Origin of the sequence: Parapedobacter tibetensis (assembly GCF_024704835.1) — a bacterium.
GTDB classification, from domain to species: Bacteria; Bacteroidota; Bacteroidia; order Sphingobacteriales; family Sphingobacteriaceae; genus Parapedobacter; species Parapedobacter tibetensis.
In genome coordinates, this window is the sequence record NZ_JAMXBE010000068.1 from 1 (window position 1) to 603 (window position 603).

At 56.3% G+C, this 603-nt stretch carries 1 protein-coding gene; it reads right to left on the reverse strand.

The window, feature by feature from the left end:
• Positions 1-240 (reverse strand): hypothetical protein (locus tag NF543_RS25295; RefSeq protein WP_257957589.1); only part of this gene is annotated, 240 nt, incomplete at its 3' end.
• Between the last annotated feature and the right edge of the window lie 363 nt (positions 241-603).

The following is a 603-nucleotide window of genomic DNA, read 5'->3' on the forward strand; positions in this document are numbered from 1 at the left end:
GTTGGCGTTGGTGAAGGTGTAGGTGCCGTCCCCGTTGTCCGCCATGGTGGTGGTGTTGGCGTCAAAGGATACAACTTCTCCGGCTTCATTAGTGTAGGTAAATGTGCCATCGGCGTTGTCTGCCAAAGTCGTTACCGTTTCATTGGCGGTGACCACGGCGCCGATGTCCAGGTTTTGGGCGGTGCCCTCCTCGTTGGTATAGGTGATGGTTCCATCGCCGTTGTCCACCAGGTTGGTCACCGTCTCGAAGTCATCGATGATGTTGGCCAGGTCTATGGTAAAGGTGCTGCCATCCGTATAGGTAATGGTAAAGGTTCCGTCGNCAGGTTTTGGGCGGTGCCCTCCTCGTTGGTATAGGTGATGGTTCCATCGCCGTTGTCCACCAGGTTGGTCACCGTCTCGAAGTCATCGATGATGTTGGCCAGGTCTATGGTAAAGGTGCTGCCATCCGTATAGGTAATGGTAAAGGTTCCGTCGCCATTGTCGAGGGTTGACTGTACACCCACGCCGTCCTGCCCATCGGCACCCGCAGGGCCCGTCAGGTCAGAGGAGGTGAACGTGCTGCCATCGGTGTAGGTGATCGTGAACGTGCCGTCACCGTTA